This is a genomic window from Solidesulfovibrio carbinoliphilus subsp. oakridgensis, assembly GCF_000177215.2.
GTDB classification, from domain to species: Bacteria; Desulfobacterota; Desulfovibrionia; order Desulfovibrionales; family Desulfovibrionaceae; genus Solidesulfovibrio; species Solidesulfovibrio carbinoliphilus.
The window spans coordinates 138,952-161,202 of the sequence record NZ_CM001368.1 but is presented as its reverse complement, the minus strand read 5'-3'; the positions used below and the strand labels follow the sequence as shown (position 1 = coordinate 161,202).

Below are 22,251 nucleotides of genomic sequence, written 5' to 3'. Positions count from 1 at the left end.
TTGGCCCCGGGCGAAGCCAGCCGGGGCGGTCGCAGGGCAAAGGCCTAGAGCAGGGCCGCGCCGCTTAGAAGCATGACGAAGCGCTTGTAAAGCTCCAGGTCGAAGGAGCCGGCCATTTCGTGGCGCATGATGCGAAGGGCCTCGAAGGGCCGGACCGCGTCGGCGTAGACGCGCCTGGAGGTCAGGGCGTCGTAGACGTCGGCCAGGGACACCACCCGGGCGTGGAGCGGGATGTCCGCGCCGGCGAGCCCCCGCGGATAGCCCGTGCCGTCGAGCTTCTCGTGGTGCATGAGGATGCACTCCTCGGCCAGCCGGGACAGGGACAGGGCCCGGCAAAGCCGCACCCCGCGCGCCGGATGCTCCCGGATGGCCAGGAATTCCTCCGGAGCCAGCCGGCCGGGCTTTTTGAGGATCGAGGCGTCGACCGCCTCCTTGCCGCTGTCGTGCAGGAGGGCCCCTACCCCGGCCTGGACAATGGCCGGAGACGGCAGGCCAAGGGACTTGAGGAGAAAGACGGTGTAGACAAAGACGTGGACGCCGTGGCTGTAGACCTCGTAGTCGTGGGCCATGAGCGAACCCATGCGCGAAAGCCCGGCCTCGGTGCACAAAAAGGCCACCGAGTCCCGGGCATAGGCCACAAAGAGCCGGCCGTGCATGTCGGAGACGCCCTGGGGCAGCTTGTCGCGGATGAGATCGCGCACGATGTCGCAGCAGTTGTGGTAGAAAACGGCCGCCTTTTCCGCAGCCGGCATCTCCGGGCCGAGCAGTGCCCCGGCCAGATGCCGGCGCATGTAGCGCCGGTAGCGGTCCCGCTCCTCCCGGTGGATGTAGACCACGCGCACGCCGTGGTCTTCGAGCAGGCCGCGCCGGTCCGGAGTGAGGGCCTCGCCGCTGGGGGCAAAAAGCGTGTGCTTGTCGCCGTGGCGCAAATAGATTTCAAAATCCCCGGGCGCGTGCGAAAAGAGATGCCCGACCGGTATGGGCTGGTAGTCGCTCGCGGGATCGCGGGCCGGGGGAGGCGGCAGCGGCGTCATGCGGCGTTTGAGTTTGTTACAAATTCACTCCCGCCGGCTGAGCCCCCGCTGGTTGCAGGCCACAAAGAGACTGGGTTTTCTGCGGCTTGGCTCATTTCCCTGCCCGGCGGTCGGTTTTGCTTTTCCGGGTTTAGCAAAAGCCGGGCCTGACCGGGCGGCCGCCCCGCCCCAAACAAGGAGGAACCGCCATGTGCGGCAGATTCGCCCTGGCCGTCCCGCGCCGGCTGGTGGCCGAGGCCATGGGCCTGCCCGGGATGCCCGACGTTCCGGCCCGGCCGGAAATCTTTCCGTCGGAGCTGATCGAAGCCGTCTTCGTCGACCGGCAGGCGGGCCGGCGGATGGCCGGCCTTTTCCGCTGGGGTTTCGTGCCCGCCTTCATCTTCATGAAAAACCCGCAGGCCGCCCGGCCCATGATCAACGCCCGGGCCGAGACGGTCCTCGACAAGCCGTCCTTCCGGGCCGCGGCCCGCTACCGCCGCTGCCTGATCCCGGCCCAGGGTTTTTTTGAATGGCGCAAGGAGCCGGACGGGTCCAAGACCCGTTTTTTCCTGACCCTGCCGGACGCGCCGGTCATGGCCCTGGCCGGCATCTACGAACGGGCCGCCACGCCGGCGGGCGAGGTCCTGGACTCGGCCGCCATCCTGACCCGCGAGGCGTCTCCGGCCATGGCCGGCATCCACGACCGGATGCCGCTCATCCTGCCGCCCCACACCTTTGCCGCCTGGCTCGACCCGCTCCTGACCGAACGGCGGGACATCGCCTCGCTCCTCACCGTGCCGCCGCCGGAGCGATTCAACATGGAAGCGGGTGGAGCGCCCCAGGCCCCGCCCCCGGACGCCGTCGGCCGGGAGTGATCCCGGCCGGCGACCGCCTTGAAGGCCATGGCGAGGAATGGTAGCCTCGGCCATGTGCAACCTGCCCCCGGACCACCGGCCCTACACGGACAAGTATTTCCTGCGCTCGCGCCTGATCCTCGAACGCGAAGGCCTAAATCCCCTGGTCACCATGCAGGTGTTTTTCCGGGACGGGCCGGGTGTCTTCGCTGGCGGCGCGGAAGCGGCCGCCATCCTCAACGCCTATTCGCCCCTGGCCGGCCACGGCGGCACGGTCCGCATCCTGCCCGAAGGCGCGCCGTTTGCGCCGCTCGAGCCGGTCCTGCACATCGAGGGACCGCTTAAGGACTTCATCGAACTGGAGACCCTGTACCTCGGGGTCATGAGCGCGGCCACTTCGCTGGCAAACGGCCAGCCCGAGCCCACCCCCGAGGGTGTGGCGGCCAAGGCCCGGGCCATCCGGGCGGCCGTGCCGGACCGGCATCTCATGTATTTCGGAGCCCGGCACTGGCACTTCGCGGCCGAGGAGGCCTTTTGCCGGGCGGCCGTCTCGGCCGGGTTCGACTCCTGCGCCACGGACGCCGGGGCCCGGGCGGCGGGCCGCCCGTCCGGGGTCGGCACCATCCCCCACGCCCTGGTCCTGGCCTTTGCGGGAAAACTCGGCAAGGAGCAGGCCACCCGGGAGGCCACCCTGGCCTTTGACCGCCACATCGAGCCGGACTGCCCGCGCGTGGCCCTGGTCGACACCTTCAACCACGAGGTGGACGACGCCCTGGACACGGCCCGGGCCCTGGGAAGCCGGCTTTCGGCCGTGCGCCTGGACACGGCCGGCGAACTCGTCGGCCAGGGCGGAGTGCCGGACGACGGCCGGCCCTACCTGACCGGCCGGGGCGTCACCGTGGCCGGAACCCTGGCCGTGCGCCAGGCCCTGGACGCGGCCGGGTTTTCGGAGGTGGGCATCGTGCTGTCGAGCGGGTTCGGCAACCTGGAGAAGATAAAAGCCTTTGTCGCGGCCGAGAAGCAATACGGCCGCCGGCTTTTCTCGTCGCTTGGCATCGGCGGGCTGTATAAAAGCTGGAGCGCCACGGCCGACATCGTGCGCGTGGACGGGCGCGACCTGGCCAAAAACGGCCGGCACTACCGCCCCAATCCCCGGCTCAAGGACATTTGGTAGGCGGGCGGCCGCCCGGCTAGGCCCTGTCCCCGTTCCCGGGCCGCCGGGCCGCCAAGAGGCCGGCCTCCAGGCACCGCAGGACGTCGTAGTCGATGCCGCCGGCCAGGGCCTCGTGGACCGGCCCGAGCCCGACCTGGCCGGCCTGGCGCAGGGCCGTGATGGTCTCCTCCACGCAGGCGGCCACCGCGTCCGGCAGCCCGGCCACGGCCCGGGCCGAAAGTTTTCCCCAACGGACGTAGGCCAGCAGATGGGATTGGACGGTCCCCGGCCGAAGCCCCCGCCTGGCGGCCACGGCCGCAACCGATCCGAGCTCCCGGAAAAGGGCCAGGCTCTCGGCCGCCGTCTCGCCGGGCTCCCGGACAGGAGGGGCGGACTCGGCCTCGGCCGCCAGCGGCTCCCGGGCCGGACCTCGGCCATGGGCGGCATAGTGCCCGGCCAGGATCTCGAGCAGGGCCGGGCCGTATTTTTCGAGCTTGGCCCGGCCCATGCCCCCGGCCCGGGCCAGATCGGCTTCCTTCCCGGGCTTGAGAAGCACGACATCGAGAAGCGTCCGGTCGTGAAAGACCACGTAGGGGGGCACCTCGGCCGCCTTGGCCGTTTCCGAGCGCCAGGCCCGCAGCCGGTCCCACAGGGCCGCGTCCCCGGCATCGGCGAGATGTTCGTGGACCCAGCTCTTGCGGCCCTCCGACGTCCGGGACTTGCGGGAGGCGCGGCGCTCGGGCTCGGCGGGCAGGCGCATGGCGAAGCGCCGCCGGCCCTTCAGGATGTCCCAGGCCGTGTCGGTCAAAACCAGGCTGCCGTGGCCCGCGGCGTCCGGGGCAAGGGCCCCCATGGCCGCAAGCCTGCGGTAGACGGCCTGCCACTGCCACTCGGAAGCCTCGCCGCCGATGCCGAACGTGCTGACCGCGTCGTGGCCGAAGCGCACGACCCGGGTGGTGTTTTTCCCAAGAAGCACGTCGACCAGATGCCGGGCCCCGAACCGCTGGCCGGTGCGAAAGACGCAGGACAGGGCTTTCTGGGCCAGGACGGTGGCGTCCACGGGTTCGGTCGGATCGTCGCACACGTCGCAGTTGCCGCAGGGCTCGGGAAGATCCTGGCCGAAGTAGCCGAGCAGGATCTGGCGGCGGCAGGCGTCGGTCTCGCAGTAGCCGGCCAGGGCGGTCAGCTTGGCCAGCTCGATCCGCTTTCGCGGCGACTCCCCCCCGCCCGGGCCGTCCGGCCCGTCCCCCCCGTCCTGCGGCGCGATCAGCCGGCGAAGGGCCGCGAAATCGGCCGGCGCGTAGAGCATGAGCGCCTCGGCCGGGGCCCCGTCCCGGCCGGCCCGGCCGGTCTCCTGGTGGTAGGCCTCCATGCTCTTGGGCGGGTCGAGGTGGGCCACGAACCGGACATCGGGCTTGTCCACGCCCATGCCGAAGGCCACGGTCGCCACCATGACCAGCCCTTCCTCGCGCATGAACCGGTCCTGCCGGCGGTCCCGCTCGGCCGGGGGGAGGCCGGCGTGGTAGGCCAGGGCCGCAACGCCCTGGGCAGTGAGCCACTCGGCCAGATCCTCGACCTTCTTGCGCGACAGGCGGTAGACGATGCCGGACTGGCCGGGGTGCTCGTCGGTGATCCAGCGCAGGAGCCGGCGGCGGGGGTGGTCCTTGGGCTCGACGCGGTAGCGGATGTTGGGGCGGTCGAAGCCGGTGGCAAAGACCCGGGCCTCTTCCAGATGGAGCCGGGCCTGGATGTCCTTTCGGGTCGGGCCGTCGGCCGTGGCGGTCAGCGCCATGCGCGGCACGCCCGGAAACCGTTCGGCGATGACCGCGAGCTGCAAGTATTCGGGCCGAAAATCATGGCCCCACTGGGACACGCAGTGGGCCTCGTCGATGGCGAACAGGGCGAGCCGGATTTCCCCGAGCACCTGCTGGAAGCCCGGGGTCATGAACCGTTCCGGCGCGGCGTAGAGGATGTCGAGGGTTCCTGCCCGCAGCCGGGAAAGGACGTCGCGGGCCTCGGCCGGGGCGAGGCCCGAATGGAGGCAGGCGGCCCGGGCCCCCAGGGCGTCCAGGGCCCGGACCTGGTCGCGCATGAGCGCGATGAGCGGCGAGAGGACCACGGCCGTGCCCGGCCGGGCCATGGCCGGAATCTGGTAGCAAAGGGACTTGCCGCCGCCGGTCGGCATGAGGACCAGCGCGTCCCCGCCGGCCACGACGTGGCTGATGATTTCCTCCTGCGGCCCGAGGAAACGGTCGTGTCCGAAGACTTCTTTGAGAATCTGGCGGGGATTTGGCATGACGGCAACGGTCGCCTCCCGGGCGGACCGGCTTTCGGGATAATCGCTTGGCCCCGGAAAGGCAATGCGCCCCCCTGCCCCTTGCCGGAGCCGGGCGTCAGCCGACGCCGCCGGTCCCGAAACGCCGCCCCCGGGCCGCGCCGGGCGCAAGCTCCTCCCAGACCCCGGCCACCGTGTCCACGTGGGCGGCCAGGGTGTAGCGCTCCCGGACCTTTCGCCGGCCGGCGAGGCCGAGCCTTTCCCGCAGCCCGGCGTCGGCGAGGAGCCGGCCCATGGCCCCGGCCATGGCCGGGGCGTCGCCCGGCGGCACCAGCAGGCCGTCGGTATCCGGCTCGATGACTTCCCTGGGACCGCCGGCCCCGGTGGCGATGACCGGCCGGCCAAGGGCCATGGCTTCGAGCAGCACCCGGCCAAAGGGCTCCGGGCTCGTGGAGGCGTGGACCACCACCTGGCAGGCGTCCATGGCCGAGGCCACGTCCGTCTCGTGGCCCGTGAACCAGACCCGCTCCCCAAGGCCGAGGGTCCGGGCCTTTTCCCGCAGCCGGGCCAGTTCCCGGCCCGAGCCGTCCGGCTCGGCCCCGACCACCACGGCTCCGGCTCCGCTCCCGGGCAGGGCCTCGGCGCAGGCCTCCAGGAACACGTCCTGCCCCTTCCAATCGACCAGGCAGGCCACCAGCCCGACGAGCGGCAGGTCGGCCGGCAGGCCGTGGCGGGCCCGGAAGGCCCGGCCGTCGGCCCCGCGCGCGAAGGCCGCCGCGTCGAGCCCCTCGGGAACGGCCACGATGCGGTCGGCCGGCAGGCCGAGGGCGGCCACGGTTTCGGCCACATAGCCCGACACGGCCAGGACCCGGGCCACGCTTTCCGCCAGCCAGCTCCCGAGCCGGCTCGGGTATTCGCCGCCCCGGGCGTGGACCACGCAGGGCAGGCCGGCCCGGCGGGCGGCCAGGATCACGGCGTCGTTGATGAGGATGCCGTTATTGCCCTGGATGATGTCGATGCCGTGGAGCCGGGCGTAGGCGGCCACGGACGCGGCGAACCGGCGGCCCGTGGTGGTGAGGTCGACCAGAAAGGCGGCGTTGCCGGCCCGGCGGCCGAGGACCGGACGCAGGGCCGCCTCCACCACGGTTCCGGGGCCGTAGCGGCGTTCCCGGGGCAGGACTTCCACCCGCCCCACCGCTCCCCCGGGCCGGATGCAGTCCTGGGGATAGGCCGTCAGCAGGTGGACCTCGAAGCGGGACGCGTCCAGAAGCGACAGCAGGCTGGCCAGGCTCGTCAGGGCCCCGCCGAATCCCGCGCCGGTCTCGACCACCAAAATACGTTTCATGCGTGCGCGCACTCCGTAAAAAGGTCCCGGTGGGCCGTGGCCGCTTCGGTCCAGCGGAACCGTCCGATATTATCCCGGCCGGCCGCGACGAGCCGGCGGCCGAGGTCCGGGGAGCCGAGCACCCGCAGGATGGCCCGGGCCAGGGCCTCGGGATCGGCGGCATCGGCCAGAAGCGCCGCCTCCCCCACCACTTCGGGGATGGCCGCCGCCCGCGAGGCCACGACCGGCGTCCCGAGGGCCATGGCCTCGAGCGGGGGCAGGCCGAAGCCCTCGAAGAGGGAAGGATACACGAAAACCTCGGCCCCCTGATAGAGGGCGTCCCGGTCGGCCGGGGCCACGAATCCGGGCAGGCGCAACCGGCCGGCAAGCCCCAGTTCCCGGGCCAGGGAGGCAAACCGCTCCCGGGCCCGCTCCTGCACCCCGGCCACCACGAAGTCCATCCCTTCGGCCTCGCGGCCGACCAGGGCAAAGGCGCGCAGGGCCCCTTCGGTATTTTTCCAGGAGCTTTCCGCGCCAAGGGCCAGGACATAGGGCCGGTCGACCAGCCCCTTGGCCCGCACGTGGGCGCGGGCCTCGTCCCGGCCGGCAAAGGGACGGCCGGGCAGGCTCGCGCCGTTTCGGATCACCCGGATGCCGGCCGGATCGCAGCCGAGGACCGTCTCGATGCGCCGGGCCGAAAAGGCGCTCACCGTGACGATGCGGGTGGCAAAGCGCCGCAGCCACCACGGCGTGACCAAATGGTGGAAGACCCGCTCGGCCAGGCCGTCGTGGCGGACCAGTTCCTGCAAGAGCGTGTCGTGGACGGTCACGGCCTGGGGCAGGCCGGCAAGCGGCGCGGCGACATTGGCCGGACTCCAGAAGAGGTCCGGGGCGAACCGGCGCGCGGCCCGGGGCAGGGACCACCACTGCCAGACGTGAAACCGGCTGCCGCGCGGCTCCGGCACCACCCGGACCTCCAGGCCGGCCGGCCCGGCCAGCCGGTCGGCCGCAATGGGCCCGGGCGCAAGGAGGAGAAACGTGTCGTCCGGCTCGGGCCAGGCGGCCAGAACCTCGCACAGATACGAGCCGATGCCCCGCAGCTCCGGCAAGGCGAGCACGGTCGCGTCCACGGCGATGCGCATGGCCTACCCGTCCTCCGGGAAAAACCGTTCCAGGAGGTCCGCCGCTTCCGTGGCCCGGGCCGCCCAGGTATGGGCCATGGCCGCCGCGCGGCGTCGGTCCGCCTCGCCGGCCGGCTCGGCCAGGGCCGCTTCCACAGCCCGGATGAAGGCCTTTGGCCCGCTGGCCACCCGGACGAAGCCGGCCAGGGCCGGATGCATGGCCACCTCCGTGGACACGATGGGCCGGCCCGTGGCCAGGTAGTCGTAGAGCTTTATCGGATCAAGCGAGCGCGTCAGGGCGTCCTCCTTGTGGGGCAGCAGGCAGACGTCGGCCTGGGCCGCCAGCCCGGCCGCCTCCTCGTAGGCCAGGGGGCCGGCCAGGATGACGTTATCACACTTTTCAAGCGGCGCGACCACCTCCGGCGGACAGGCCAGCGGCCCGGCCAGGACCACGGTCCAGTCGGGCCGCTCCCGGGCCATGTCCCGGACGAGATCCACGTCCAGGCGCTCGGTGATCTGGGACAGATAGACCAGGACCGGCCGGCGGGCGGCCAGGGCATGGCCGGGCCGGGACGGATCGAAGGGCCTGAAGACCTCGGGATCGGTGGCGTTCGGCAGGTGGCGGACTTCGGGACAGCATTTCGCCGCCCGCTTTGCCAGGGCCGTCGAGACCGCGAAGACCACATCGGCCCGGCAAAGGAGCTCGTGCTGCCGCGCTTCGAGCCGCCGCCGCTCCTCCTCACCGTGGCTCTCCGGCAGGGCGGCCGGCCAGTCGTCGGTCCAGTCGTAGACCACCAGCTCCGCGTCGTCCCCGAGCACGTCCAGAGCGTCGATCTGGGAAGGATGGTAGAGCCACAGGACGTAGCCGTCCGGGAAGCCCACGTCCCTGACGGAGCGGCGCAGTTGGTTGCGCCAGGCCTGGCGGTTGGCCCGGGCCAGCCGGTCGAAGGTCCGCTGCCCGGGCCAGGGCCACAGCGGCGAGGCCAGGTGGAAACCGTGGCCGAGGTGGGCCGGCCGGGACCGCAGGCAGCGGCGCAGCCGGTCGCCAGCCGGCCTGAAAAACCGCCCTGCCCCTTCGATGACGTCGGTGATGGATGTCGGCGGTTCCACGTACAGGGTTCGCGGCGACCGGCCCGAGCGGGACAGTTCGAAAAGAAGCCGCTGCTTGCGTTTCCACAGGGACGACCAGGGGTCCCAGCTCAGGCAGACGATGCCCGGCAGTTTCCCGCCGGTCCGGGCCGGGCCCTGGCGCAGGCGCCAGCCGGAATCCACGCGGGTCCCGGAGCCGGAAGCGGCCAGGATGTCGGTCTCATCCCAGGCCGTGGCCACGGTTCCGGCCGGGGCCAGGGCACCGTCGCCAAAGGTCCGAAGGACCGCCCCGCTGGCCAGGTCCCGGACGAAGGCCGGCCCGGCCTCCCGGGCCCGGCCGGCCGCCCAGGCGAAATTGCGGCTCCGAACCGTCCGGGTTTCGGCCCCGGCCGGGGCTTCGGGCAGCGTCAGCCTGTCCCGGGCCGCAAGGAACCGGCGGCCGAGCACCAGCTCCCGCTGCCAGACCGCGCCGTCCCGCTCCAGGCGCAGTTGCCACCGGTTGTGCCCCGGTCCGGGAACAAGCGTCCCCTCAGCCCCGGCCGGGGCCTGCCAGGGCCCGTCCCCGTCCCGCCACAAGGGCGACCAGCAGTTGGCCTCCTGGCCCTGGTTTCTCGCTCCCTCACCGTACTTCCCGGCCCCCGGGCCCAAGGGATAGCGGAAAAGGTCATGGCCCTCCCAGACAAGCTGGTGCGGCGTGATCCCGGCCTCGGTGGCGTAGCCCGCACCTTGGCTGCCGGCGGCAAAGAGCGCGAACCAGCGCTTTCGCCGCACGGCCAGGAGCCCGGAATCCTTGAGCCACACAACGCCCGGCTCCGGGGCCTCCTCCGGACCCGGCGACAGGGGGATCCCGGAGGCCAGCGTCAGCCAGAGGGCGGCAAAGGCGTTGTAGACGCTTTGGTGGTGGTAGTCGTACCAGCCGGCCCGGCGGGCGACCGGCAGGCGATTAGTGACCAGGGGCCACCAGCCCTCCGGGTCCTGGAACCGGGCCAGGCGTTCGAGCACCTTGGCCGAGGCCCACCGGCACCGGGGGGCCAGCTCCGGGTCCAGGGCGGCCGCGGCCCGAAAGAGGTAGACCGCACAGGCGTAGCCGAAGATCTGGCCCTGGCCCCGGCCGAAGGCGTTGCACTCCCCGTCCGGGCCGATAAGGGCCAAAAGCCACAGGGCGGCGCTCCTGACCGTCTGGGGCACGGCCGGGTGGCGGGCGAGCATCCGGTGGAGCAGGCAGGCGGTGTAGGCGTGGTACTGGCTCGGCAGGCTTTTGCCCTTCACGTCCTCGATGCCGCCGTCCGGAAGCTGGGCGTCAAGGACGTATTCCAGCCACTTCCTGGCGGTCAGCAGATCGCGCCGGCGGCCAAACAGGTCGTGGCGGCGGAAATGGGCCAGGGCCCGCATGGCCACCCAGTTGACGGCCCAGTGGGCATTGGTCTTCCAGATGTGGAGGCTGCCGCGCCAGTCTTCGTCCAGGGACCCGGGCTCCGCCTTCGCGGCCCCCTCCAGCAGGACGTAGGTTTCGATGGAGGCCAGGTTGTTGAAATCCCAGTGGTAGGACCAGGTTCCGGGCGCGTACTCGTCCTTGGACGTCCGCACGTGAAAGGTCATGGCGGCCAGGGCGGCGGCGCGGCGGCCGGCATCGGGCCGGACGGCCTGGCGCAGGGCACAGGCCCAGGCGAAGTGGGTGGCGGCGTAGTGGTCCCCGACCACCCGGCCGTCCAGGGGATCGCGGATGCCGCCCTGGTCGTAGCCCGGCTCCGTGACCTGGCAGCGGGCCAGCCAGGCCAGGGCCGGATCGGCCAGGGCCAGGGGATCGGCAACGGCCGGGCTGGCGAATGGCGGCATCATAGGCCGCCCCGCCCCGCCAGCACCCGGCGGTAGACCGTCTGGTAATCGCGCACCATGACCCGCTGGTCGTAGCGCCGCTCCACGAAATCCCGGGCCGTGCCGCCAAGGCGCAGGCGAAGGGCCGCATCGGCCAGCAGCGAGGCCAGGGCCCCGGCCAGGGCCGCCGCGTCGCCGGGGGGCACGAGGAGCCCGTTTGGCGGCCCCTCTGCCGGTTTGACAAGCCCGGGCACCCGGCCGACGGCCGTGGCGGCCACGGCCCGTCCGGCGGCCATGCCTTCGAGCAGGGCGAAGGGCAGCCCTTCGGACCGGGACGGCAGGGCCAGGACGTCGAGCCCGGCCATGACGTCCGGGATGTCGGCCCGGGAGCCCAGGAAATGGACCCGGTCCGAAAGGCCCAGGGCCAGGGCCTGCCGCCGCAGGCCGGGCTCGAGGGTGCCCTCGCCAGCAAAGGCGAGCCGGGCCTCGGGGAACCGGGAGGCCAGCCCGGCAAAAGCGGCCAAGAGCACGTCCGGGCCCTTGATCGTCTCCAGCCGGCCGACCATGCCGACCAGGAGGGCGTCGTCGGCAAGCGCGAGTTCCTGCCGCAGGACCTGCCGGCAGGCGCAGGCGAAGCGCTCGGCGTCCACCCCGTTTTCGATGACCGTCACCTTGTCCGGCCGGACGCCGTCGCGGCTGGCGCTGGCCGCGGCCAGTTCCGGCGACACGGTGACGAGCCGGCCGACGCCGAGGCACAAAAGCCGTTTTTCCAGCCGGCGCAACCGCCGCTCCTCGATGTAGTGGCGGCTGTGCTCGGTCATGACCACCGGGATGCCGAGCACCCGTCCGGCGGCCACGGCGTAGGCCAGGCTGGCCAGGTCGTGGGCGTGGAGGAGGCCGATGCCGAGGGCTCTTAACCGCCGCACGAGGCGCAGGCACACGACCGGATCAAAGGGGACGGGCCTGCGCTTGACCAGTTCGACCGGGATGCCGTGTCGGGCGAGGGGCTCGGTATTGCCGGAAACGGCGTCCAGGCACAGGACATGGCACCTGGCCCCGCATTTCCCCATGGCAATGGCCAGGTTCTGGGCCAGTCGCTCGGCCCCGCCAAATCCCATGTCCAGAATGAGATGGGCCAGGCCCAGGCCGTCGAACGAAGGCGCCGGACCGGCTGGCCGGCCGGCCTCCCGGTGAAGGGGCGCTTGGTAGCCGGAGGAAAAGGCGTTCATGCGGTTGCCCCGCCCTTGCAGAGGGCCGCCACCTGCCACCGCGTCTTCTGATAGCCAAGGGCCAGCCACCCCTTCCAGGTGAGCGGCACCATGACCCGCCACAGCGGATGGGAACGGCACTGCCAGGCATACTTGTGCGGGGTCTCGCCCACGCCGAAATCAAGCGTGGTCAGGCCCTCGTCTATGGCCCCGGCCATGATGTGGTAGTTGAGGATATGGCCGGGCTGGTATTTGGCGTATCCGGCGTGGTATTCATGGGCATAGATGAGGATGTGGCCGTGGTCTTCCATGGTGACGGCCACGGCCGCGACCTCCTCGCCCAAGGCGTAGAAATGCAGCTTCACCGCCATGCCGTTTCGCTGCAACCGAGAGAGAAACCTCCTTTTCTCCGGATTGGCCAGGACCGAGACCCCCGCCTGCCCCTGCCAGCTGTTTCGGGCAAAGGCCTCGGCCCTGGCCCAGGCCGCGTCCCTATTATCCCCGTCCAGGCGGACGGTTTGCCGGGTGATTCCTTCCTTTCCGAACGTCTTTTCCACCCGGCGAAGGACGTACCGGAGGTCTTTTTGCGTGCCCTTGGACAGGGAGGCCAGAAAGGCCTCCCCGCTCGCCTCCAGGGGCCGGTCGAAGTGCAGGATGTCGGGCCGGGCCAGCCGGGCTGGGCTCGACGGGAGCACGGCTTCCACGAAGGCCCGGGGAAAGCGCCGGAGATCGACCAGATCGACCTCTCCGGGCAGGTCGCCGGGCTCAAGCGCCGGCATGGCCGCGCCGCCCTCCAGGATCGGGCCGGCCACGGACCGGTGGGCCTGGCCGAGCCCCCGGGCCACGGTCAGGCCCTGGCGCCTGGTCAGGCTAAGCGGCAGGAATCCCTCGCCGCAGCAAAGGACGAGGGGGGTGCCGTATTCGACGTCGGCGCAGGCCTTGAGCCAGGCCGGCCTGTCCGTCAGGGCCGTGCCCGCCCGGACCGTTTCGAGGGGAACCGTCGACCAGGCCATCTCACGCCTCCTTCGTCCCGTGGAGCCAGTCCAGGCACCCGGAACAGACCGCCAGAAAATACGACGGATCAAACGTTTCCCCGGCCAGGCACAGCCGGGCATCCACCCGCCGCAGGAGCAGCGGGTCGGTGGCGGCGCCATTGCCGCCGAACCGGGTGGTGACGGCCAGGCCGATGCCGGCCCGGGCGAGCATCTGCCGGTGGTAGGGCGGCACGCAGCCCGAGGGATAGGCAAACGAGGTGACGGTCCGGCCCGTCTCCTCCTCGATGCGCCGCTTGGACGTGGCCACTTCCTGGAGGGCCGGCTCGAGGTCCACCTCGTCGAGGAGCGGGTGGGTGACGCCGTGGGCCCCGAATTCGACCAGCCCCGTGGCGGCCAGCTCCCGGACCGCGTCCCAGTCGAGCATGGCCGGCCGCCGGACCGGCGGGGGGGCGAGTCTATCCACGAACCGGGCCCGATCCCGGGGGGCCAGTCGGCGAAGGGGCCCCCGGATAAACGCCTCCACCTTGTCCGGACCCGGATCGACGGCCAGGGCGAAGACCGCGTCCGCGAACGCCGCCGGCAGGCCGGCCGCGTCGAACCGGCCTTTTTCCGGGCGCGAGGAGAAAAAGGCCTCCACCGCGTCCCACCAGAAAAACCGGTCTTCCTCGTCCAGAAAGCCCGTCGGCAGGTACATGGTGGCCGGCAGGCCGAACCGCCGCAGGATGGGAAAGGCCTTGTCCCGAAAATCGCCGTACCCGTCGTCAAAGGTGAGGGCCACCACGGGCCGCACGGAAGCCCCGTCCGTCCCGGCCCAGGCCATGGCCTCGGTGAGCGGCAGGCAGCGGCACTCGCTGGCCAGGGTCTCGGCCATGTCGCGGAAAAGCCCCTCCTCCAGCATCAAGGGCGCGTTGGCGCTGGCGCGCAGGGTCGGGCCGTCCACGATCCGGTGGAACATGAGGACCGTGAACCGGCCGGGCCCCAGCCGGTCCGCCAGCCGGGCGAAGCCGAGGCTGGCGCAGCCCTTGCCCAATATCCGCTTCAACATCGCCTTCATGATCCGCTCCGTCCCGTCGCCAGGCTGGCGAGCTGCGTTTTAAAGGCCCGAAGCGCGTCGGCTCCGGCCAGGCCGGCCAGCCGCGCCCGAAGGCCTGCCGCCAGGTCGGGCCGGCGGGCGCAGGCCAGGGAGAGGTAATCGAGGAGGTTTAGGCCCTCGCGCAGGGCGAAAAGCCGCAGCGACGGGAGTGGCCCCGGCAAACCGAAAAACGTTCCCGGCCAGATGAAATCCCGGGCTCCCGAGGCGCTCGAATAAAAAAACGGCACCGCTTCCCGCGGCAGGTCCGGCATGTCCCGTTCCTGCCACCGGTCGACCTGCCACTGGGCGTAGCCGTCAAGGCCCCGGGCCTCGAAACGGGCCAGGAGCAGGGGAAACCGCCACCACGGCGTGGATTGGCCCCCGGCGGCGAAGCCGGGGAGCTCGCCGTAGGCCACCAGCCACTGGGCGCCGAGTCCCCGGAAAAAGGCCACCGCCTCCCGGTCCAGATAGGCCGGCTCGGCCGAGACCGACCAGTCCGTGACTTGCCGGCCGGCCAGGCGGCGCAGGCGGGCGCGCAGCGGCTGCCAGGCCGAGATGTCGATGCGGTAGGAAATCGGGCTCGGCCCGGCCAGGACCCGGCCGGCCGTCCGGTTGAAGCCGGCAAAAAGGTCGTGGCCGGCCATGTCCAGGGCGGTGACCGGCTCGTCGAGCCGCCAGGGAACCCTGGCCCCGTGTTCCGGATTCTCGTTGTGAAACTCCTGGAACCGGGTGGAACACCAGCCCCTCTCCCGGATATGCCGGGCCAGGGCCAGGCGCAGGCCGATGTTGCGCCGGGCGTAGGCGGCCCGGTCCGTGCCCCAGGCGGCCGGCCAGCCGGTCGCAAAGGGCAGGACGAAATGGTCGACCGGCTCCCCGTCGTCAAAGGCCGTGCCGTCGAAAAGCCCGGACAGGACGGCGTCGAAGGCGGCGAAGTCCGGACTGCCGTCGGAGGCCAGGGGCGGGACCAGGAAGTCCTCGACCGGGCTGCCGTCGTGGCGGTAGGGAACCAGGGTGAAGGTGGCGCGAAACCTTCTGAAAAGCCGGTGGATGCGCAAAAACGTCTCCGGTCCGGCCGGCAGGCGCTTCTGGTAGTCGCCGTAGGAATTCATCTCCAGGGAGAAGGACGGACGACGGGGCAGATCGAGCGGCAGCACGGTCAGGGCCAGGGGCAGAGCCACCCCGCCGCCGTTCCAGGCCACCCGGACTTCGCCGGTTGCGGCTCCGGCCGCCGCCGTCCGGGGCACGGCCAGTTCCACCACCGTGGCAAAGGCCGCATAGCCGGAAGTCGTTGCCCGCTCGGCCGGGGACGCGGCCGGGATGGCGAAGGGGGCCCCATCCGGCCCGAGCGGCACGGCCACTTCCGGCACGTCCCAGATATGCCAGGCCCGGTAGGCCCGGGAGGACACGCCGCCTGGCAGGTCCACAATGATGCGGATATCCTCCAGACGCTCGCCCGGGTCCGGCACGAGGACCAGCTGGAAGGCCGTGGCCTCGCCCCGGGCCGCCGCCACCCGGACCGTCCGGCCGTCCCACACGGCGCTCGCCTCCCGCCACTGGCCGTCCTCCCCGGCCACGGCCTGCCCGGTGCGGGGATCGACCATGGCCAGGATGTCGGCCGGAAAAACCCGGGCCGCCTCGGCCGGCCGGCCAAGCCAGGCCAGGCCGAGCAGACAGGCCAGGAAAACGGCCAGGGCCAGCCGGTAGGCCTGCTCGATGCGGCCGGCCACCAGCGGCCAGGCGAAACGCCGGCCGGCCTTTTCCCGGCCGGCCCGGCCCATGGCCCCGGCTTCCCGGGGATGCTCGGCCAGCCACCGGACGGCGTCGGCCAGGGCCCGGGCGTCGTTCGGGGGAATCAACAGTCCCGTGCCGCCGTGGTCGATGATCTCCGGCGTGCCGCCGACCCGCGAGCCGACGCAGGGCAGGCCCGTGGCCATGGCTTCGAGGAGGGCCGTGGAAAAGGCCTCGGCCCGGGACGGGGCCACCACCAGCCCGGCCCGGCGGTAGAGGGCCGGCATGTCGGACCGGTCCACCCGGCCGAGGAAATGGGCCACTTCCCCCACCCCGGCCGCCACGGCCGCCCGCCTGGCCCGGGGGAGGTCCGGTCCGTCGCCGCACAGGAGCCACCGGGCCCGGGGCAGGCTTTTTCGCAGCAGGCCAGCGGCCGCCACCACTTCCAGGATGCCCTTGTTTGCTTCCATGGCTCCGACGAAAAGCACCGGGAAGGTGTCCTCCCCGCCGCCACCCGCCTCGCCGGGGAAAAACACGTCCGTGTCCACGGCGTTGGGGATGCGGACCAGCCGGCCGGCCGGAACGCCGGCGGCCAGGGCGTCCGCTTCCTCCCCGGCATTGAGCGCGATGACCGTCCCGGCCCCGCGCAAGAGCCGGGGCCACAGGACCCGCCGTTGCCACAGGCCCCAGCGCAGCCGCTCCCACCACGGGCCTGCGGCCAGGGTCCCGGCCAGGAGGTGCCAGGTGCCGTGGGCGGTGACCACGTAGGGCCGGCCCAGGCGGCGGGCGGTCCGGGCGGCGGCGTGGGAGACGTCCCAGACGGAATGGGCGTGCAAGACGTCCGGTTCGAAGTCCGCCATGAGCCGCCTGAGGCCTTCCCGGTCGCCGGGCCGGGCACGAAGGACGGAGAGGCCCTGCCGCGTTTCCTCGCCGGCCGCCTCGCCCCAGGTGGCCACGGCCACGGCATGGCCGGCCCGGACCTGTTCCCGGGCAAGGTGCTCCACGTGGGCCGTGACGCCGGTCACCCGGGGGTAGAAATGCTTGCAGGCGTGGAGGATCTTCACGGCCGCTCCCCCACGGCCAGCCGGGCCAGAAGCTCCAGGGCCCCGGCATAGGCGCAGACCACGGGCCGGTCCCGGAAATAGACGATGCAGCCCTCGCCCGAGGTGTCGACCGGCATTCCGGCCAGTTCCGGCGGCACCACGTCCGGCCGGCGGCAGGTTTCCAGGTAGCCGAGGGCCCGGGACACGGCGGGGAGCGGCCCGGCGTCGCCGGAAGCCTTGGACCATTCGGCCAGGGCCAGGGCCAGGGCGGCGGTGGTCTTGGCGCAGGCGCCGAGTTCCGGCTGGTTCTGGCTGTAGCGCCAGGAGCCGTCGGCCTGCTGGGCGGCCAGGACGAAATCGGCCAGTTGCCTGGCCCCGTCCGCGAGCGCCCTGTTCGCGCCAAGCCGCACCGCACCGGCAAGGCCCATGAGCACCCAGGCCTGGCCGCGCAGGAAGACCTTGGCCACCATCCGGCCGGGGTGCTTGGCCCATTCCGGGAAAAGCGGCGCGCCGGCCGGCCGTGCCCCGTCCGGATCCCACCAGGCCCGGCCGATGTGGCCGTCGGGCCGGGCCGCCTTGCCAAGGATGTAGGCCCCGGCCCGGGCGGCGGCAGTGGATGCCCAGGCCTCGTCCGGGAAAAGGGCCAGGCCCCGGCCGAGGACGCCGGAATCGTTTATCTGGCCGAGGTAGCGCCACTGCCGGGCGTCCTCGAAATAGTAGCCGGCCACCCCGCCGGCCGGGGTCAGGCCGGAAGCGGCCGCCAGGAGCAGGCTCTCCCGGGCGGCCTCCCGGTAGGCGGCCAGGCCGGTCAGGTCGGCCAGCCGCATGAGGCCGGCGGCGACAAAGGCGGCGTTAAACGGCACGACCCACTGGCAGACCTGCCGGGGGGACGGAAAATACCGCAGGTCCGTCCACTCCGGGAATCCGCCCGGACAGGCCGGGTCAGCCAGGCGCACGGCCAGCAACCGGTCGCCCACGGTCCGGGCGGCCGTGGCCGAGCCGGCGCCGATCCCGGCCGCAGCCGCGGCCGCCAGGCCTTCCAGCACGATGCCCGTATCCCACCGCCAGCCGGACAGGCGAAACGTGGCCGCCTCCAGGTCGTAAAACGACCAGACCTCGCCGTCCGGGGCCACCATGGCCCCAAGCCCCCGGGCCAGGCCGTCGAGAAGGCCCGGGGCACAAACGGGAGCGTGGCTCCGGGCCGGAGCCGGCCCCAGGTCCGCGCCGGAAAGGGTCTGCATGCGCCAGGCCGTCTCGGGCCAGAGATCCAGGTCGCGGACACGGCCGGCGTCGGCCACCACCGGAGCGAGCCTCGGCTCCCCGGCGCCACGGCCAAGGGCCACGACGTTCTCGTGGCGGCGAAAGAGTTCCGGCGAAAAGAGCAGGCGGCCGCCGCGTCGCCACAGGGGCGTGGCCGGCCGGCCGTTGACCGTGACCGTTCCCGGCCGGCCCGGGGTCAGAAGCAGCACGCCGGCCAATCCGGCCGGGTCCGCCCCGAGCGGAGGGAAAGCCAGACGCTCCCGGCCGGCCAGGCCGGCCAGCCGGTCGGCCAGCCCCGGGCCGACCGCACCCGCCTCGTCCTCCGGCACCAGGGCCACATAGTCCGTCATGCCCACTTGCCACCTCCGGCCACCCGGGCCTCGAAACAGGCTTCGATTTCCCGCTCCACCAGCCGGGCGTTGCCAAGCCAGGTCGGCCCGGCCATGGCCTGCTCCCTGGCCCCGGCCCCCAGGCGCGCCCGCAGATCGGGGTCGCGGCAAAGGCCGACGAGGGCCCTGGCAAAGGCGCCGGGGGCGTCCGGGTCCACAAGCAGGCCGCTCACCCCGTCCGTTACCGCCTGGTCCGCCCGGCCCGTCCGGCCGACGGCCACGGCCAGGCCGCAGGCCAGGTATTCGGCCACCTTCATGGGCGAAAAGTAGAAATCGGCCTGGGGCGGGTAGCAGGCCACGGCCATGTCCAGGTCCACGAGCAAGTCCGGCACCCGGTCGTGGGCGACCGGACCGGTGAAATGAACCCGGTCCGCCAGGCCAAGCTCCCGGGCGAGCGTGCGGCAGGTCCCGTCGAGGGGCCCGCCGCCGATGACCACGCCCCGGGCTTGCGGGACCTGGGGGAGCGTCTGTCCGAGCAGGCGCACAAACTCCTCTGCCCCCCGGCCCGGGGACAGGGCTCCGAGCCAGCCGATGAGGACCGCGCCGTCGCCAAGGCCGAGGAGCCGGCGCAGGGCTCCCTTGGGCCGGTCCGGGCTGAAGGCCTCGGCGTCGACACCGTTTGGCACCACGCGAACCCGGTCCGGGTCGGCCCCGGCCTCGGCTATCCGGCGGCCAAGGGCCTCGGAGACGCACACCACCCGGTCCGCCCCGCGCCACAGCCGGGCCTCCTGCCGGCCGGCGAACAAGCGCCAGGGGCCGGCCAGCCAGTCGTCGGCCTTCTCGGTCCGTTCCCGGGCCAGGGAGGCGTTGACCTCCAGGATGTGGGGCACGCGGCCCTCGCCGGCCCGGGCCAGGGCCCCGGCCGCGCCGGTCTGGCACAGGGCGTAGCGCTCGTACACGGCCTCGGGCGCGAAATCGGCCAGCATCCGGGACACGGCCCGGCCAAAAGCGATCGGATGGACAAGGCATTCCTCCACCCGGTCGGCCAGGGCGGGCAGGGTCTCGTAATAGAGCCGGGTCTTTAAGGAGACGGCTCCCGGGGCCGGGGCATCGGTCACGGCCCCGGGAGCCGGGACGGTCGAAACGCCCCCGGTTTCAAGGGCGGCCGGGGCCGGACAACCCCGGGCCCGCTCGACCAGGCCGAAAATCGCCGGCCAAAGCCGCCGGTGGGGCACGGTCGCCACCGACAGGCCGGGCGGACAGGGGCCGGCGCCGTTACTGACCAGCAGCCGGACCTCGTGGCCGAGGCGGGAAAGGGCCGCAGCCATGGCCCGCAGGTGGACCGAGGAGCCGGCGCTGCCGCCGACCGGCACGCCCCAGTCGGCGCAGCAGACAAGGATTCTCATGCCTGGCCCTCCGGGCCGCGACCGGCCGCCAGTTCGAGGATGCGCCGGGCCTGGCCGTCCAACGTGAAGGCCTCCTCCACCCGTTGCCGTCCGGCGGCGGCCAGCCGTCCGGCCAGATCCTTTTCCGAAAGAACCCGCCGCAACGCTTCGGCCAGGGACCGGGGATCGCCCGGGGCGGCGAGGAGGCCGCAGCCGTCCGCGACCAGCTCCGGGATGCCGCTGAGAAGGGTGGAGACCACGGGCCGGCCCAGGGCCATGGCTTCCATGAGGGCCACCGGGATGCCGTCCATGTCCCCGTCCGGCCCCTTTTGGCAGGCCAGGACAAAGACGCTTCCCCGGCCCAGCCGACAGGCGGCCTCGGACGGCTCCAGGGTCCCGGTGAAGGTGACCGCGTCCGCAAGGCCCAGTTGGCCGGCCAGACGGGCAAGGTCGGAGCGCAACGGCCCGTCCCCGACCAGTTCGGCCGCAAAGGCCACCCCGTCGTCCCGCAAGAGGGCCAGGGCGCGCAGCAAAACGTCGAAGCCCTTTTTGGGCACCATCCGGCCGATGGACACCAGGCGCGGCGGCGAGGCTTCGGGCGCCGGGCCAAAGGGAAAGGTGGGCAGGTCCACGCCGCAGCGGACCACGTGGACCCGCTCCCCGGGCAGGCCCAGGCGGTCCAGAAGCAGGGCCTTGTTGTAGTCGCTTATGGTGGCTACGAAGGCCGCGTCGGCCAGCCGTTGGCGCAGGCAGTCCGGGGAGACGAAGATGTCGGCGGCGTGAAGCGTGAGGCTAAAAGGCAGGCCGGTCAGCCGGTGCAGGTGGGCCAGCATGTCGGCCTGCTCCCAGCCGAAATGGCTGTGCAGATGGGTGACGCCATGGTCGAGGAAAAACCGGGCCAGGGCCGGGGCCTTGATCCGGTCCTTCAGGGCCAGGCGCCCCGGTCCCGGCCAGAGCAGACAGTCGAGGCACCGGGCCGGGGCCTTGGCCAGAAGCCCGGCGTGGGCCAGGGCCAACCCGCCCAAGTGGCGCTTGTCGATGTCGTTCCAGTACCGGAGCGCGTCCCCGGGGGCCGGGCTCCAGCCCCCTGCCTGGCCAGGACCCGGCCGGTAGAGGGCCGCGACCACGGGTGCCTGTCCGGTCAGGGCGGCCACGCTCCGTATCTCGCCGGCCACGAAGGTCTCGGACAGGACCGGAAAGGTCCGCAGCAGATAGCCCAGGCGCGGGGCATCGGGCGTGGGGCGCGGTTTCATGCCTCCTCCCCTGCCGTCGGTCCGGCGATGCGGGTTGCCGGCGCCTTGCGCCTGGAGCCGGCGGCAGCCGCCACGGCCGCGTAGAAATCCAGAAAGGCGCCGGACCGGCTGGCCACGGAAAACGTCCGGGCGGCGTGCCGGGCGGCGGCTTCACCCATGCGCCGGCCGAGCTCCCGGTCTCCGGCCAGGCGTAAGAGGCCGGCGGCAACGGCCTCGTGGTCGTTGGGATCGACCAGAAAGCCGGTTTCTCCGTCCACCGCCACCTCGGCCAGGCCGCCGGTTCGGGACACGATGACCGGCAGGCCGCAGGCCTGCGCCTCCAGGGCCGTGTAGCCGAAGGTCTCGTAGGCCGAGAGGAAAAGGCCGACGGTCGCGGCCCGAAGCTCCGCCACCAGCGCCCCTTCGCCCAGGTGGCCGAGAAACGTGACCCGCTCCCGCACGGCCGGCTCCAGGGCGGCCAGGAGCCAGGCCTTCATGGACGTTTGGCCCGGGGCCGTGGCCGTGTCGCCGCCGGCCAGCCGGACCCGGAAGTCCACGCCCCGGGCGGCCAGACGGGACAGGATGCCCGGAAAATGGGGCAGGCCTTTGAGCCGCTCCAGACGGCCGGAATAGAAGATGGTGAAGGCCCCGGCCCGGCCTTCCTCTGTGGCGGGTGAAAAAATGTTCCCGTCGTAGAGATTCGGCAGGACGGCCGGCTCCGTGGCGGCCAGCCGCCACGCGCCCGCGGCCAGGTCGGCGGCCGAGGAGCCCGGCGCCGTGACGGCGTCGGCCCGCCGGGCGGCCAGGCGTTCGAGGCGGACCAAGAGCCGCTTGCCGGGGGCCACCCGGTCGAAGTTTTTTTCGATGAGGAGCTGGGTCGGGCAGTGGATGCGGACCGCGCAAGGCGGCCGGTTGCGGCGGCGCAGGTAGAAAAGGCCCTCGGCGCCGCACTCCGCGAATTCCACCACGTCGAAGGCCTCGCCCCAGGCCTCCTCCAGGCGCGGCAGCCAGCGGTTGACGAGCAGGGCCCGCCGGACCTTGCCGGCCAGATCGGCCCACAGGGCCCGGCCGGGCCGGGTACGCAAGAACGCCTCCTCCATCCGCCGCAGCCGCCAGGACAGGCCGGACGCGTCTTCCCATTTCGGCAGCCAGGCCAGGCGCAGGCCGCCCGCGTCCTGCACGCGAAACGTGGCGTCCGGGCTTTGGCCGACAAGCGCGACGCGGGCTCCCCGGGCGGCCAGGCCGGCGGCCAGGGTGGCGGCGTACCGGCCGATGCCCCCGGCCTGGCCCGGGCCGCCCGGACCGGCGGCTTCCCTGGCCACAAACGCGATGTGCATCGCCATCTGCCTCGCTCC

The 22,251-nt window shown here is 72.5% G+C and carries 15 protein-coding genes; 2 read left to right on the top strand and 13 right to left on the bottom strand.

Annotation, left to right across the window (positions count from 1 at the left end):
* Positions 1-44: 44 nt before the first annotated feature.
* Positions 45-1,034, bottom strand: coding sequence for an HD-GYP domain-containing protein (locus tag DFW101_RS00650; RefSeq protein ID WP_009179605.1), 990 nt, complete (start codon positions 1,032-1,034; stop codon positions 45-47).
* A 188-nt stretch (positions 1,035-1,222) separates the two neighbouring features.
* On the opposite strand from DFW101_RS00650, the gene DFW101_RS00645 reads away from it, so the two are divergent.
* A complete protein-coding gene (locus DFW101_RS00645) occupies positions 1,223-1,888 on the top strand; it encodes an SOS response-associated peptidase (RefSeq protein WP_009179604.1) in 666 nt (221 codons plus the stop codon).
* Between the two features lie 52 nt (positions 1,889-1,940).
* Positions 1,941-3,041 carry a beta/alpha barrel domain-containing protein gene (locus DFW101_RS00640; protein ID WP_043642597.1) on the top strand — a complete coding sequence of 367 codons (1,101 nt, stop codon included), beginning with the start codon at positions 1,941-1,943 and terminating at the stop codon, positions 3,039-3,041.
* A 16-nt stretch (positions 3,042-3,057) separates the two neighbouring features.
* Here DFW101_RS00640 and recQ read toward each other — a convergent pair whose 3' ends face one another.
* The 12 genes from recQ to DFW101_RS00580 all read right to left on the bottom strand — a co-directional run bounded on the left by recQ (position 3,058) and on the right by DFW101_RS00580 (position 22,239).
* Positions 3,058-5,316, bottom strand: coding sequence for a DNA helicase RecQ (recQ, locus tag DFW101_RS00635; protein WP_009179602.1), 2,259 nt, complete (start codon positions 5,314-5,316; stop codon positions 3,058-3,060).
* Positions 5,317-5,413: 97 nt separating this feature from the next.
* Complete coding sequence (locus DFW101_RS00630) at positions 5,414-6,640, bottom strand: glycosyltransferase family 4 protein (protein ID WP_009179601.1); 1,227 nt, start codon at positions 6,638-6,640, stop codon at positions 5,414-5,416.
* The gene (locus DFW101_RS00625) at positions 6,637-7,761 is read right to left on the bottom strand and encodes a glycosyltransferase family 4 protein (RefSeq protein ID WP_009179600.1); all 1,125 of its coding nucleotides are present in this window, start codon (positions 7,759-7,761) and stop codon (positions 6,637-6,639) included. Before DFW101_RS00625 ends, DFW101_RS00630 begins: the two co-directional genes overlap by 4 nt.
* Positions 7,762-7,764: 3 nt before the next feature.
* Positions 7,765-10,668 (bottom strand): glycosyltransferase, encoded by a 2,904-nt coding sequence (locus DFW101_RS00620; RefSeq protein ID WP_009179599.1) that lies wholly within the window; start codon positions 10,666-10,668, stop codon positions 7,765-7,767.
* A complete protein-coding gene (locus DFW101_RS00615; RefSeq protein ID WP_009179598.1) occupies positions 10,665-11,873 on the bottom strand; it encodes a glycosyltransferase in 1,209 nt (402 codons plus the stop codon). The genes DFW101_RS00620 and DFW101_RS00615 overlap by 4 nt, the downstream gene beginning before the upstream one ends.
* Positions 11,870-12,865 carry a GNAT family N-acetyltransferase gene (locus tag DFW101_RS00610; protein WP_009179597.1) on the bottom strand — a complete coding sequence of 332 codons (996 nt, stop codon included), beginning with the start codon at positions 12,863-12,865 and terminating at the stop codon, positions 11,870-11,872. Before DFW101_RS00610 ends, DFW101_RS00615 begins: the two co-directional genes overlap by 4 nt.
* 1 nt (position 12,866) lies before the next feature.
* Complete coding sequence (locus DFW101_RS00605) at positions 12,867-13,901, bottom strand: polysaccharide deacetylase family protein (protein ID WP_009179596.1); 1,035 nt, start codon at positions 13,899-13,901, stop codon at positions 12,867-12,869.
* Positions 13,898-16,711, bottom strand: coding sequence for a glycosyltransferase (locus DFW101_RS00600; RefSeq protein ID WP_009179595.1), 2,814 nt, complete (start codon positions 16,709-16,711; stop codon positions 13,898-13,900). Before DFW101_RS00600 ends, DFW101_RS00605 begins: the two co-directional genes overlap by 4 nt.
* Positions 16,708-18,300, bottom strand: a complete 1,593-nt coding sequence (locus DFW101_RS00595) for a PBS lyase (protein ID WP_009179594.1) — start codon at positions 18,298-18,300, stop codon at positions 16,708-16,710. Before DFW101_RS00595 ends, DFW101_RS00600 begins: the two co-directional genes overlap by 4 nt.
* Positions 18,297-19,685 (bottom strand): glycosyltransferase, encoded by a 1,389-nt coding sequence (locus tag DFW101_RS00590; RefSeq protein WP_009179593.1) that lies wholly within the window; start codon positions 19,683-19,685, stop codon positions 18,297-18,299. Before DFW101_RS00590 ends, DFW101_RS00595 begins: the two co-directional genes overlap by 4 nt.
* Positions 19,682-20,917, bottom strand: coding sequence for a glycosyltransferase family 4 protein (locus DFW101_RS00585; protein ID WP_009179592.1), 1,236 nt, complete (start codon positions 20,915-20,917; stop codon positions 19,682-19,684). The genes DFW101_RS00590 and DFW101_RS00585 overlap by 4 nt, the downstream gene beginning before the upstream one ends.
* A complete protein-coding gene (locus DFW101_RS00580; RefSeq protein ID WP_009179591.1) occupies positions 20,914-22,239 on the bottom strand; it encodes a glycosyltransferase family 4 protein in 1,326 nt (441 codons plus the stop codon). Before DFW101_RS00580 ends, DFW101_RS00585 begins: the two co-directional genes overlap by 4 nt.
* Between the last annotated feature and the right edge of the window lie 12 nt (positions 22,240-22,251).

Excerpts from the sequence above, each read along its gene's own strand:
- DFW101_RS00630 (WP_009179601.1), bottom strand. The coding sequence starts at position 6,640 with ATGAAACGTATTTTGGTGGTCGAGACCGGCGCGGGATTCGGCGGGGCC.
- DFW101_RS00615 (WP_009179598.1), bottom strand. The coding sequence starts at position 11,873 with ATGAACGCCTTTTCCTCCGGCTACCAAGCGCCCCTTCACCGGGAGGCC.
- DFW101_RS00640 (WP_043642597.1), top strand. The coding sequence starts at position 1,941 with ATGTGCAACCTGCCCCCGGACCACCGGCCCTACACGGACAAGTATTTC.
- DFW101_RS00580 (WP_009179591.1), bottom strand. The coding sequence starts at position 22,239 with ATGGCGATGCACATCGCGTTTGTGGCCAGGGAAGCCGCCGGTCCGGGC.
- DFW101_RS00595 (WP_009179594.1), bottom strand. The coding sequence starts at position 18,300 with ATGACGGACTATGTGGCCCTGGTGCCGGAGGACGAGGCGGGTGCGGTC.
- DFW101_RS00625 (WP_009179600.1), bottom strand. The coding sequence starts at position 7,761 with ATGCGCATCGCCGTGGACGCGACCGTGCTCGCCTTGCCGGAGCTGCGG.
- DFW101_RS00610 (WP_009179597.1), bottom strand. The coding sequence starts at position 12,865 with ATGGCCTGGTCGACGGTTCCCCTCGAAACGGTCCGGGCGGGCACGGCC.
- DFW101_RS00650 (WP_009179605.1), bottom strand. The coding sequence starts at position 1,034 with ATGACGCCGCTGCCGCCTCCCCCGGCCCGCGATCCCGCGAGCGACTAC.
- DFW101_RS00605 (WP_009179596.1), bottom strand. The coding sequence starts at position 13,901 with ATGAAGGCGATGTTGAAGCGGATATTGGGCAAGGGCTGCGCCAGCCTC.
- DFW101_RS00590 (WP_009179593.1), bottom strand. The coding sequence starts at position 19,685 with ATGAGAATCCTTGTCTGCTGCGCCGACTGGGGCGTGCCGGTCGGCGGC.
- DFW101_RS00585 (WP_009179592.1), bottom strand. The coding sequence starts at position 20,917 with ATGAAACCGCGCCCCACGCCCGATGCCCCGCGCCTGGGCTATCTGCTG.
- DFW101_RS00645 (WP_009179604.1), top strand. The coding sequence starts at position 1,223 with ATGTGCGGCAGATTCGCCCTGGCCGTCCCGCGCCGGCTGGTGGCCGAG.
- DFW101_RS00620 (WP_009179599.1), bottom strand. The coding sequence starts at position 10,668 with ATGATGCCGCCATTCGCCAGCCCGGCCGTTGCCGATCCCCTGGCCCTG.
- recQ (WP_009179602.1), bottom strand. The coding sequence starts at position 5,316 with ATGCCAAATCCCCGCCAGATTCTCAAAGAAGTCTTCGGACACGACCGT.